The following is a 13,227-nucleotide window of genomic DNA, read 5'->3' on the forward strand; positions in this document are numbered from 1 at the left end:
ATGACGATCCCCTGGATCCTGGGCGCGCCGGACGAGCGGGCGCTGCGCGAGGCGGCCGGCCGGTTGCGCGACTTCGTCGGCGGCACGGCCGCGGACCCCCGGGACGTCGGCCGCGCGCTGGCGGCCCGACCGCCGCATGCGCGCCGCGCGGTGCTGCTGGGCCGCGGCGACGACTTCGCCGGGCCGCTGGACCTGCTCGCCCAGGGCCGGCCGAGCCCGGACGTGGTCGAGGGCACGGCCGCCGCCGTGACCCGCACCGCGTTCGTGTTCCCGGGCCAGGGCGCGATCTGGCCGGGCATGGCGGCCGAGCTGCTCGACTCCGCGCCGGTGTTCGCGCGGCGGATCGGGGACTGCGCCGACGCCCTCGCGCCGCACGTGGACTGGTCGCTGGTCGACGTGCTGCGGTCGGACGCGGCGGACCTGTACGAGCAGACCGACGTCGTGCAGCCCGTGCTGTTCTCGATCATGGTGTCGCTGGCCGAGCTGTGGCGGTCCCACGGCGTCCGGCCGGACGCGGTCGTGGGGCACAGCATCGGCGAGGCCGCCGCGGCCTTCGTCTCCGGCGCGCTGTCCTTGGACGACGCGGCCAAGACCGCCGTGCTGTGGAGCCGCGCGCAGTCCGCGCTGGCCGGCCGGGGCGGCATGGCCGTGGTGGCGCTGCCGGTGGACGACGTGGTCGCGTGGTTCGCCGAGCACGGCCACGACGTGGACGTCTCGGGCATCATGGCGCCGCGCACGGTGGTGGTCTCCGGCGACCGCGACGTGCTCGCGCTCGCCGCCGAGCGGTTGCGCGCCTCGGGCGTCTACGCCCACGTGACCTCCGTGCCGCTGGCCGCCCACTCGCCGCGGGTCGAGGAGGTGCGGGACACCGTGCTGGCCTCGCTGGCGTCGATCACCCCGCGGGCGTCCGACATCCCGTTCTACTCCGGCAAGGCGGGCGCGGTGGTGGACACCACCGGGCTGGACGCCGAGTACTGGTACCGCAACCTGCGCCAGCCGATGCTCTTCGAGAGCGCGACCAGGGCCATGCTGGCCGACGGCTACCAGGCGTTCGTCGAGGTCACCGCGCACCCCGTGCTGACGCTGGCGCTGCGCCAGACCGCCGAGGACGTCGGCGTGGAGGTGCCGGTGCTCACCTCGCTGCGGCGGGACGAGCAGGGCCTGGAGCACTTCCTGACCTCGCTGGCCGAGGCGTACGTGAGCGGCCTGCCGGTCGACTGGGAGCCGCTGCTCGCCGGCGGCCGGGCGATCGACCTGCCCGACCTGGACGCGCCGGGCGCGGCCGGCTCCCGCGCCGCCGAGCCGGTCCCGGCCGCCGACCGGGGGTCGCTGGCGGGCCTGGTGTCGCGGCACGTCGCGGACGTGCTGGGCATCGCCGGTGACCTGCGCCAGGACGACTACGAGAAGAGCCTGTTCGAACTGGGCTGCACGTCGATGCAGCTCATCAAGCTCCAGAGCGGGCTCGCGCGCGAGCTGGGCGTCTCGCTGGAGAGCACCTTCATCATCGACCACCCCACCGCGAACGCGCTCACCGACGAGCTGGGCCGCCGCGTCGGCGAGGTCCGCGCGCCGGCCGCGTCCCGCGCCGAGCCGACGCCCGCGGCCGCGTTCGCCGCCGAGCCGCTCGCGGTGGTCGGCATGGCGTTCCGGCTGCCCGGCGGCATCGAGACCCGCGACCAGCTCTGGGAGACGTTGAGCGGCAAGGTCGACGTGGTGCGCGAGGTGCCCGCCGACCGGTGGGCGCACAGCGACCTCGACACCGGCGAGGTCACCACCACCCAGGGCGGCTACCTCGACCAGGTGGACCAGTTCGACCCGCTGTTCTTCAACATCTCGCCCGCCGAGGCCGAGTCGATCGACCCCCAGCAGCGGCTGCTGCTGGAGCTGACGTGGGAAGCGCTCGAAGACGCCGGGATGGACCCGACCACCGCCGGGCGCGACCGCCGCGTCGGCGTGTTCGTCGGCATCTACACCAACGACTACGTCCAGGTCGGCAAGAACCTCGGCCACCCGGCCGAGCGCTACAGCTACACCGGCAACATGGCGAACTCGGCGGCCGGCCGGATCTCCTACACCTACGGCTTCGAGGGCCCCAGCCAGGCGATCGACGCCGCCTGCGCGTCCTCGCTGTACGCGCTGCACCAGGCGGGCCGCGAGCTGAAGCAGGGCGGCTGCGACGTGGTCGTGGCCGCGGCGGTGAACCTGATCCTCAGCCCGGAGGGCCACGTGTCGTGGTCGCGCCTGCAGGCGTTGTCCCCGACCGGTCGGTGCCGCAGCTTCGACGACGGCGCCGACGGCTACATCCGCAGCGAGGGCGGCACGGTCGTCATCCTCAAGCGGCTGTCCGACGCGGAGCGCGACGGCGACGACGTCCTCGCCGTCATCAGCGGCTCCGCCGTCAACCACAACGGCGGGGGCGGCGGGTTCACCGTGCCGAGCGGCACCGCGCAGCAGCGCGTGGTCGAGGCCGCGATGGCCGAGGCGGGCGTCGGGATCGAGGACGTCTCCTACGTCGAGGCGCACGGCTCCGGCACGCCGATCGGCGACCCGCAGGAGGTCAACGCCCTGGCCCGGGTGTTCGCGGGCCGGCGGGACAAGCTGCGCGTCGGCAGCGTCAAGTCCAACCTCGGCCACCTGGAGTCCGCCGCGGGCATGGCCGCGCTGTGCAAGGTGGTCGTGTCCCTGCGGCACGGCAGGCTCCCGGCCACGCTGCACTTCCGCGAGGGCAACCGCCTCATCGACTGGGACGCCATCCCGATCGAGGTCGTGACCGACGAGGTGCCGTGGGAGCCGGTCGGCGGCGTCCGCCGCGCCGGCATCAGCTCCTTCGGCATCAACGGCAGCAACGCCCACATGATCGTGGAGGAGTACCGGCCGAAGCCGCGCGCCACGCGGCCGACGCCCGGCCTGGCCCGCCTGCTGCCCGTCTCCGCGAAGTCGGACGCCGCGCTGCGCACCGCGCTGCGGAACCTGGCCGAGTGGAGCGCGGGCACGACCGCCGACCTCGCCGACATCGCGCACACGCTGGGCGAGCGGCGGGCCGCCCTGCGGCACCGGGCGGCGCTGGTCTGCGACTCGGTGGCCGGCATCCCGGCCGCGGCCGAGGCCGCGCTGGGCGCGCTGGAGACCCGTGACCAGGCGGGCGCGGGCCAGGTGTTCGTCTTCGCCGGCCAGGGCACGCAGTACCCGGGCATGGCGCGGGAGCTGTACGAGCACGCCACGCTGTTCCGCGACGAGCTGGACGAGATCGACCGGGCGTTCCGCCGGATCGGCGACGTGTCGCCGGTCGAGGCCATGTTCGGCGACGACGAGGAGCCGTTCCGGTCGCCGCGCCACACCCAGCCGATGATCTTCGCGGTCGAGCTGGCCCTCGCGCGGTACTGGCAGGCGCTCGGCGTCACGCCGTCGGCCGTGATCGGCCACAGCATCGGCGAGTACGCGGCCGCCTGCTTCGCGTCGGTCATGAGCCTCACCCAGGCGGTCGACCTGGTCACGCGCCGGGCGCGGGTCGTGGAGGCGTCCGGGGTGGACGGCTCCATGGCCACGCTGCTGTGCTCGCGGGAGCAGGCCGAGCGGTTGCTCGCCGACTTCCCGGACGTCTCCGTCGCCGCGGTCAACGCGGCCGAGAACACCACGGTGGCGGGCCCGGCCGACAGCCTGGCGGCGGTGCTCAAGGCCGCCCGGAGGCAGCGGGTCTTCACCGAGCGCCTGGACGTCTCGCACCCGTACCACTCCGCGCGCATGGCCCAGGCCGCGCGGGACCTGCACGAGCAGATCCGGCACCACGCGTTCGACCCGCCCGCCGTCCCGTGGTTCTCCGCGCGGACCGGCGGGCCCGTCGCCGCCGACGCGCCGATCGACGCGCGGTACTGGAGCGAGCACCTGATCGAGCCCGTCCTGTTCCGGGCGGCGGTGGCCGGCGCGGTCGCGGGCGGCGCACGCGTCTTCCTCGAGATCGGCGCCACCGCCACGGTCGGCGGCCTCATCGCGCAGGAGCACCCGGACGCGATCGTCGTGCCGAGCCTGCGCAAGGGGCGTTCGGACACGCGGCAGCTGCTGGAGAGCGCGGCGGTGCTGTGGGAGCAGGGCCGCTCGCTGGAGTGGACCAGGCTGCCCGGCGGCGGTTCCGGCGCCCTCGTCCGCGACCTGCCGCACACCCCGTTCGACCGGCGTCGGACCTGGTACTCCGACCGGTCCGGGCAGCAGGGCGGTGAGGCGGCGCGACCCGTCGTCGTCGAGGCGGAGAGGACCGGTGTGCGGCGCATGGCCGAGCGGGAAGCAGTCGTCGTGTTCGTCAAGCAGGTCATCAGCCAGGTCACCGGCGTGGCCGTGGACGCGATCGAGGAGTCCGTCCAGCTGTTCGCCCTGGGCATCGACTCGCTGATGCTCGTCCAGCTCGGCAAGCGCGTCGAGGCCGAGTACGCGCTCGACATCCCGATCAAGGCGTTCTTCGAGTCCCTCTACACGCCGGGGCTGCTGGCCGACTTCGTGCTGGAGCACCGCCCCGCCGAGGCGGTCCCGGCGGCGCTCCCCGCCGAGCCCGTCGCCGCCGCGACCCCGCCGCCGGTCGCCGTGGCGTCGCCGGTCCGGGCCGAGGTCGGGGCCGCCGCGCCGGCGCCCGGCATCGAGGGCATCATCCGGTCGCAGCTCGAGATCATGCAGCAGCAGTTGGACGTGCTCGCGGGCACGGCGACCGGAGCCCCGACCCCGACCCCGGCCCCGGCCCTCAACCCGACCCCGGCCCCGAACCCGGCCGCGGCCCCGAAGGCGGAGAAGCGCCGCCCGGCGGCCCCGGCGCGCAAGGTGGGCACCTACACCAACAACATCGAGCTGACCGACGACCGGCTCACCGACGAGCAGGCCGGGTTCATCCGCGACTTCGTGGCGCGGTTCACCGCGAAGACCCCGACGTCCAAGCAGTACGCGGGGGAGCACCGCGAGGTGCTGGCCGACTGGATCGCCTCGCTCAACTTCAACCCCAGCATCAAGGAGACGGTCTACCCCGTCGTGTCGGCCCGCTCGCGCGGCGCGACCTTCTGGGACGTGGACGGCAACGAGTACATCGACACCGCGATGGGCTACGGCGTCCACTTCTTCGGCCACCAGCCGGACTTCATCGTCGACGCCGTGCGCGACCAGCTCGACCGCGGCTACGAGCTGGGTCCGCAGAACCGGGTGGCGGGCGAGGTCGCGGAGCTGGTGCACGAGATGACCGGCGCGGAGCGGGTCGCGTTCTGCAACACCGGCACCGAGGCCGTGATGGTGTCCGTGCGGCTGGCCCGCGCGGTCAGCGGCCGCGACAAGATCGCGAGGTTCCTCACCTCCTTCCACGGCAGCTACGACGCCGTGCTGGCCGAGGCCGACGGCGAGGACAGCATCCCCACCTCGATCGGCATCCCGCAGTCGGCGGTGGACGACACGATGGTGCTCACCTACGGCAGCGCCGAGTCGCTGGACCGCATCCGCCGGCACGGCTCCGAGCTGGCCGCCGTGCTGGTCGAGCCGGTCCAGTCGCGCAACCCGACGCTCCAGCCGACGGAGTTCCTGCGGGAGCTGCGTCGGATCTGCACCGAGCACGGCATCGCGCTGATCTTCGACGAGATGATCGTGGGCTTCCGGATCGCGCTGGGCGGCGCGCAGGAGCACTTCGGCGTCGAGTCCGACATGTCGCTGTACGGCAAGCTCGTCGGCGGCGGGATGCCGATCGGCATCATCGCCGGCAAGAGCAAGTACCTCGACGCCGTGGACGGCGGCGCGTGGTCGGACGTGGACGACTCCAAGCCGGCCGTGCCCACCACGTTCTTCGCCGGGACGTTCTGCAAGCACCCGCTGACGATGGCCGCCTGCAAGGCCGCGCTGACCTACCTGCGCGACCACGGCGAGGAGGAGCTGGCCGCCGTCAACCGGCTCACGGCCGACTTCGCGCGTCGCGTGAACGACTACTTCGAGGCGGAGGAAGTGCCGCTGAAGGTGTCGCACTTCGCGTCGCTCTACAAGTACGAGACGGTCGTGCCGCGCGACATGACCGACATGTCGTTGACGCTCAACCTGTTCTTCAAGCTCATGGTGTTCCACGGCGTCTACGTGTGGGAGCGCCGGACCGCGTACTTCTCCCTGGCGCACACGCGGGAGCACCAGGACCGCATCTTCGAGGTCATCCGCACCAGCGTCGAGGCGCTGCGCGCCGGCGGGTTCGACTTCCGGCGGGCGACCTCGACCGCGCCGCGCGGCCTGCCGTCCGGCGCGCGTCGGGGCGCGGGCCTCGAACCGCTCGACGCCACCGCCGTGTCCGAGCAGGAGAAGCGGGTCTACGTGCTGTCGCGGATGCGCGGCGGCAACGAGGCGTACCAGATCGTGACCGGCCTGCGCTTCGACGGCCCGGTCGACCCGGGGCGGCTGGCCGAGGCGTTCGCGGCGATCGCCCGCAAGCACGAGAAGCTGCGCGCGTACTACGAGATCGACGCGACCGACATCAAGGCGCGCGTCTCGGCCGAGGTCACGCCCGAGTTCCACGTCTTCGACCACCGGCGCGACCCCGCGCTGCGCACCGAGGACGTCGTCGCGGCGATGAACCGGCCGTTCGACCTGGCCCGGCCGCCGCTGTGGCGCTGCGGGATCGTCATCGACGCGGACGGCACGCACCACCTGGTGCTGTCGCTGCACCACATCGTGGCCGACGGCGCGTCCATCGACATCATCCTCGGCGACCTCGCCGACCACCTCGCCCGCGGCGCGCTGGCCGACGTGCGGTCCGACGGCTACGCGGCGTTCGTGCGGCAGCAGGCCCGGTCCGCCGCCTCGCCCGCGTACCAGGAGCACCGCCGGTGGTGGCTGCGCGAGTTCGAGACCGTGCCGCCGCCGCTGAACCTGCCGACCGACTCGCCGTACCCGCTGGTGAACGACTTCACCGGCACGCACCACTACTTCCGGATCGACGACGAGCTGCACCGGGCGGCCAAGGCGGTGATCGAGCGGCACCGCACCACGCCGTTCATCTTCTACCTGTCGCTGTGGTCGGTGCTGCTCGCCCACGCCACGGGCTCGGACGACCTGTGCGTCGGCGTGCCGCTGGACCAGCGCATCATCGGCTCGTTCGACGGCACCGTCGGCATGTTCGCCCAGTCCCTGCCGCTGCGGATCCGGCCGACCGCGGACACCCGCGTGCCGGACCTGCTGCACGCGGTGCGCGACACCAGCCTCGCGGCGGTGGACCACTCGTCGTACTCCTACGACGTGCTGGTCCAGGAGCTGGACCTGGACCGCGACTTCGGGCGCAACGCGCTGTTCGACGTCATGTTCACCTTCACCAACGCCCGCGAGCGGGTGCGCCGGTTCGGCGACGTCGAGGGCACGTCGGAGGACTTCGGCGTGCCGCGCTCGATGTTCGCGCTGTCGCTGGAGCTGACCGAGCGCGACGGCGGCCTGTTCGGCGACCTGAACTTCTCCGGCGTGTACGGCGAGCGGCGGATGACCGGGCTGGCCGAGCAGTTCGTGGACCTCGTCGCGCGGGTCGTGCGCGAGCCGGACCAGACCGTGGACGAGCTGTCCCGGTTGGCCGACGAGACCCGGGAGCGGCTGCTGGCGTGGGGCGCCGGGCCGGTCGTCGCGGACGTGCCGACCCTCGCCGAGGTGTTCGACGCGGCGCTGCGCGACCACGCCGGACGGCCCGCGATCCGGTTCGGCGGCCAAGAGGTCACCTACGCCGAGCTGGCCGAGCGGGTGGACCGGTCCGCCGGCTGGCTGCGCGCGCACGGCGTGGGGGAGCGGGACCTGGTCGGGCTCCTGCTGCCGCCGTCGCCCGAGCTGGTCACGCTGATGCTCGCGGTCAACCGCATCGGCGCGGCGTGGCTGCCGATGGACGTGAAGGACCCGGCGAAGCGGCTGCGGCTGGTGATCGACACCGCCGAGCCGAAGAAGGTCGTGTGCGGCGCGGACCTGGCCGCCGCGGTGGACCTCGGCGACCGCGCGCTGGTGCCGGGGGAGGGCGGCCCGCTCGACGGCGGCGTGCCCGCCGCGGCGCGGACCGGCCCGGACGACCTGGCGTACGTCATCTTCACGTCGGGCTCGACCGGCACGCCCAAGGGCGTCACGGTGACGAACGGGTCGCTGGCGAACTTCCTGGTCGGGATGCCCGAGGCGCTGGGGTGGGCCGAGCACAGGGCGGTGGGCTGCCTCACCACCCCGTCGTTCGACATCTTCCTGCTGGAGACGCTGCTGACCCTCGCCAAGGGCGGCACGGTCGTGGTGGCGGGCGAGGCGGAGGTCCGCACGCCCGCGGACATCGCCGAGTTCGTCGTCGCCAACGGCGTCCAGTACCTCCAGATGACGCCGACCCGGCTGCGCCTGCTGTTCGCCGACCCCGCCGCCGCCCACCGCGCCCTCGCCCGGCTGGACAAGCTCATCGTCGGCGGCGAGGCGTTCCCGGAGGACCTGCTGCCGCGGCTGGCCGAGCACGAGTCGTTGGAGGTCCACAACGTCTACGGCCCGACCGAGACCTGCATCTGGTCCAGCGCCAAGGACCTCACCGGCGGCGCCGACGCCGTCACCATCGGCACGCCGATCGCCAACACCACGTTCTACGTGCTGGACGACAACCTCCGGCTGGTGCCCGAGGGCGTGGCGGGGAACCTGTGGATCGGCGGGCTCGGCGTGTCGCCCGGCTACCTCCACCGGCCCGAGCTGACCCGCGAGCGGTTCCGCGCGAACCCGTTCGGGGACGGCCGGATCTACCTCAGCGGCGACCGCGCGCTGTGGCGCGACGGCGAGGTGCACTGCCTGGGCCGGGTGGACGACCAGGTGAAGATCCGCGGCTACCGGGTCGAGCTGGGCGAGATCGAGCTGGCGATCACCGGGCACGACCTGGTGACCGGCGCGGCGGTGATCGTGCGGGAGCTGCCCGGCGGCGGCCAGGTCATCCGGGGCTTCTACCAGGTGCGCGAGGGCGCCTACCTCGCGCCGGAGGTGTTGCGGGACTGGCTGGCCGAGCGCCTGACCGACTACATGGTCCCCGCGACCCTGGCCCCGGTGGCGGACATCCCGATGACCACGAGCGGCAAGGTGGACCGCCGGGCGCTGGAGGCGCGGGCCGACCAGCCGGCGCCGGAGGTCGAGCGCGCCGACGAGCCGCGCACGGGCGTGGCGCAGCAGCTGGTCGCGGCGTGGCGCAAGGTCCTCGGCGACATCCCGATCGGCTCCGACGAGAGCTTCTTCGACCTCGGCGGCAACTCGTTCAGCCTGGTCCTGCTGCTGGAGGAGCTGCACCGGCAGTTCCCCGGCCTGCTCGACGTGAGCGACCTGTTCGCGAACCCGACGATCGACAAGCTGCGCAAGCACCTGGAGTCGCGGCTCGGCCGGGACGACGGCGACGCGCTGCTGACCGGGTTCGGCGTGCGGCTGCCCGAGTCGTGGTTCGCCGGCGGCGCCGAGGCCGACGGCCGGGTGGAGGCCGCGCTGCCCGCGCGCACCGCGCAGGCCCTGGCACGGCTGGGCGACGGCGCGCACGGGCCGGAGGACCTGGCGCACGTCGCGCTCGCGGTCACGCTCAACAAGATCCTCGGCGAGGACCAGGTCTCGCTGTGCGTCGTGGACGACGACCGCCGCGTGGTCGTGGTGCGGTTCGACTTCGCCGGCAAGGCGGACCTCGCCGAGGTGCTGGCCGACTACCGGCGGCAGCGCGACCGCAACGACCGGCTCGACCTCGAGCGGTTCGTCGCCTGCCGCGGCGTCGACCGCACCGTGTCCGTCGCGTGCGGCGGCGCCCGGCTGGTCGCGGAGGCCGACCTGCTCGGCCACTTCGACCTCGTGCTCGCCGTCGACGTCGCGTCCGACCCCGTCGCGGTCCGGATCGACTACGCCCGCGAGGTGGACCCCGCGCGGGTGGAACAGCTGCTGGGCGGCCACGTGAAGGTCCTCGGAGCCCTGGCCCCGCCCGCGTCGAAGGAGAAGGTGCAGTCATGAAGGATCTCGTGATCGTGTTCCCGGGGCAGGGTTCCCAGTTCGCGGGCATGGGCAAGAAGTGGTTCGACGAGAACCGCGTCGTGCGGGACCGCTTCGAGCAGGCGTCCGACATCGTCGGCTACTCGCTGGCGGACCTGTGCTTCACCGCGCCGCCCGCCGAGGTGACCAGGACCCGGTTCGCCCAGGTGTCGCTGCTGGTGCTCAGCTACGCGATGTACGAGGTGATGACCGAGGGCCGCCGGATCCCGGTCTCGTACATGACCGGGCACAGCCTCGGCGAGATCACGGCGCTGGCCGCGGCGGGCGCGCTGACCTTCGAGGACGCCGTGCGGCTGGTCAAGGTGCGCGGCGAGGCGATGGAGAGCTGCGTCGCGGACAGCGGCACCGGCATGGTCGCCGCGGTGCGGATGCCGGTCGCCGACGTGGAGAAGTGCGTCGAGGACTTCAACTCCGCCGGGCACGACGTGCAGGTCGCCAACTACAACGCGGACGCGCAGACCGTGCTGTCGGGCACGCTGGACGACCTCAAGGGCGTGACCGCGCACCTGGAGGACCGCGGCGCGAAGGTGGTCAAGCTCAACGTGGCCGGCGCGTTCCACAGCACCTTCATGGCCGACGCGCTGCCCGCGTTCACCAAGGCGCTGGACGAGGTCGAGTTCGCCGAACCCGCCGTGCCGGTCTACAGCAACGTCACCGGCGAGGTGCACGGGAGCCCGCAGGACATCCGGCAGGCGCTGGCCGTCCAGCTCACCAGCCCCGTCCGCTGGAGCGCCATCGTGGCGTCCCTGGTGGCGCGCAAGGCGGCGGTGTGGATCGAGGTCGGCCCCAAGCAGGTGCTGAAGAAGATGCTCACCGGCGCCGTCGGCACGGGCGAGGTGCACAGCCTGGACGAGGAGCCCGAGCGGGTCCGCGCGGTGCTCGACCGGCTCGTCGAGCTGAAGAAGAGCGAGCCGGGGCTGGTCGGGCTGTGCCTGGGCGCCGCGGCGGCCACCCGGAACCGGAACTTCGACTCCGACGAGTACCACAACGGCGTCGTCGTGCCGTACCGCAAGCTCCAGGACCTCGCCAAGCTCGACCAGGACACGCTCTCCGACGAGCAGAAGCAGACGGCGCTGGACCTGCTGCTCACCATCATGAGGACCAAGCAGGTGCCCGAGGACGAGCAGCGCGACCGCGTCGGGTCGATCCTGCGGCGCACCGGCGAGACCGGCCTCCGGACGATCGCGGGGGCGCTCGCCACATGACCTCCCTGCCCGGTCTCGACGACCTCGACCTGACGCGGCTGCCGGACGACACCGACGTCCGCGTCACGCACTCCAGCCCGCGCCGCAAGGCCGAACCCGTCGCCATCATCGGGATGAGCGGCCGGGTCGGCGCGGCGGAGGACCTCGACCGGTTCTGGGCGAGCCTGCTGCGCGGCGAAGAGGGGTACCGCGACCTGTCGGACGAGCGGCGCGCCGACGTGGACGCCTACCTCGCCGCGCGCGGCGTGCGGCTGCCGATCGCGGCCGAGCGCTACTCCGGCGGCGCCCGCCTGCCCAGCGTGTCCGAGTTCGACTACCGCTTCTTCTCGCTGTCGCGGCAGGAGGCCAAGGCCATCGACCCGAACCAGCGGATCTTCCTGGAGACCGCCTGGGCCGCGCTCGAGGACGCCGGCTACCTGAACAAGGACCTCGGCGGCGCGAAGGTCGGCGTCTACGCGGGCATGTCGGCCGACTTCGGCGAGGACTACCGGGCGGTGGTCCAGGCGGTCGACCCCGGCGCGCCGGAGATCGCGGTCGCGGGCAACATCCGCTCGATGATCGCGAGCCGGATCGCCTACCTGCTGAACCTGCGCGGCCCGTCGCTGCTGGTCGACACCGCCTGCTCGTCCGGCCTGGTGGCCGCCTACACGGCGTACCGGGCGATCCAGCACGGCGAGTGCTCGATGGCGATCGTCGGCGCGGTGAAGACCGACCTCGTCCCGGTGGACGCCGACGACGAGTCCGGCATCGGCATCAAGGACATCCAGGACACGCTGTCCGGCGACCACCGCACCCGGACGTTCGACCGCCGCGGCGACGGCACGACCACCGCCGAGGGCTGCGTGGTGTTCGTGCTGAAGTCGCTGGAACGCGCCCGCCGCGACGGCGACAACGTGCACGCGGTGATCATGGGCGGCGCGGTCAACCAGGACGGCGCGTCCAACGGCATCACCGCGCCCAACGCCGACGCGCAGGCCGACCTCATCACCGAAGCCCTCGCCGACGCCGGGGTCAGGGCCGAGCAGATCGGCTACATCGAGGCGCACGGCACCGCCACCCGGCTCGGCGACCCGGTCGAGGTCAGCGGCATCGAGCGGGCGTTCGCCCGGCAGACCGCGCGCAAGCAGTTCTGCGGCATCGGCACGGTCAAGACCAACATCGGCCACATGGACAACGCGTCCGGCCTGGCCGGGCTGGCCAAGCTCGTGCTGTCGCTCAAGCACCGCGTCCTGCCGGCGAGCCTCAACTTCGAGGAGCCCAACCGGAACATCGCGTTCGCGCAGACGCCCGTGTTCGTCAACGACCGGACCGTGCCGTGGTCGGACGACGAGCGCGAGACGTTGTACGCGGGGATCAACAGCTTCGGGCTGAGCGGGACGAACTGCCATCTCGTGCTGCGCAGCGCCGACCCGGTCCCGGCCCGCGACCGCGCGCCCGCCTGCCGCCTGCTGCCGCTCAGCGCCCGCGACGCCAAGGGGCTGACCAGGCTCGCCGAGCGCTACCGCGAGTTCCTGGCCCGCCACGAGGTCGACCCGGCCGACCTGGCGTTCACCGCGTCGGTCGGCCGGCTGCACCACGGCGTGCGCGCCGCGTTCGTCTTCGAGACCCGCGCGGAACTCGACGCGCTGCTCGCGCGGTTCGTCGAGGACGGCGAGGTCGCGGACCCGGACGTGAGCCGGGGTTCGTTCCGCCTGGTGCTCGACGGCGGCGACAAGCGCGAGCCGCACGACCTCACCCACGCCGAGCGCGACGAGCTGGACCGGCGGGCCGCGGCCGCGGTCGCCCCCGGCGCCGACCGCGCCGCGCTGCGCCTGCTCGCCTCCCTCTACACCCGCGGCGCCGACGTCGACTGGCGGCGGCTCGCGCCCCGCGACGCCCGGCGGATCTCCCTGCCCACCTACCCGTTCGAGCGGTCCCGGTGCTGGGTCGAGCCCGTCGACCAGGGCCGCCGCGGCCTGGCCGACGGCGCGGAGGTCGTGCGCTCGCTGCACCGCGACATCGTCGTGTGCCGGCTCGCGCCCGAGCG

Annotated in this window: 3 protein-coding genes (1 of these 3 running past the window's edge); all 3 read left to right on the forward strand. The window is 73.3% G+C overall.

Annotated elements, in window-relative coordinates:
* Tightly spaced (each overlapping or abutting the next), the 3 genes in view from ACFXGA_RS11515 to ACFXGA_RS11525 form a layout consistent with a single transcriptional unit that may run on beyond the window.
* A complete protein-coding gene (locus tag ACFXGA_RS11515; RefSeq protein WP_378086741.1) occupies window positions 1-9,957 on the forward strand; it encodes an amino acid adenylation domain-containing protein in 9,957 nt (3,318 codons plus the stop codon).
* On the forward strand, window positions 9,954-11,201 hold the full coding sequence (gene fabD, locus ACFXGA_RS11520; protein ID WP_378086743.1) for an ACP S-malonyltransferase: 1,248 nt from the start codon (window positions 9,954-9,956) through the stop codon (window positions 11,199-11,201). The genes ACFXGA_RS11515 and fabD overlap by 4 nt, the downstream gene beginning before the upstream one ends.
* A protein-coding gene (locus ACFXGA_RS11525; RefSeq protein ID WP_378086746.1) for an SDR family NAD(P)-dependent oxidoreductase crosses the window boundary here: on the forward strand, window positions 11,198-13,227 show its 5' portion. Its footprint extends 2,521 nt past the window's final position; only the first 2,030 of its 4,551 coding nucleotides appear in the window; its start codon is at window positions 11,198-11,200; its stop codon lies off the right edge, out of view. Before fabD ends, ACFXGA_RS11525 begins: the two co-directional genes overlap by 4 nt.

Source organism: Actinosynnema sp. NPDC059335 (assembly GCF_042752395.1).
In the GTDB taxonomy this organism is placed as follows: Bacteria; Actinomycetota; Actinomycetes; order Mycobacteriales; family Pseudonocardiaceae; genus Actinosynnema.

Bases quoted from the DNA above. Each gene is read 5' to 3' on its own strand.
- ACFXGA_RS11515 (WP_378086741.1), top strand. From the start codon at position 1: ATGACGATCCCCTGGATCCTGGGCGCGCCGGACGAGCGGGCGCTGCGC.
- fabD (WP_378086743.1), top strand. From the start codon at position 9,954: ATGAAGGATCTCGTGATCGTGTTCCCGGGGCAGGGTTCCCAGTTCGCG.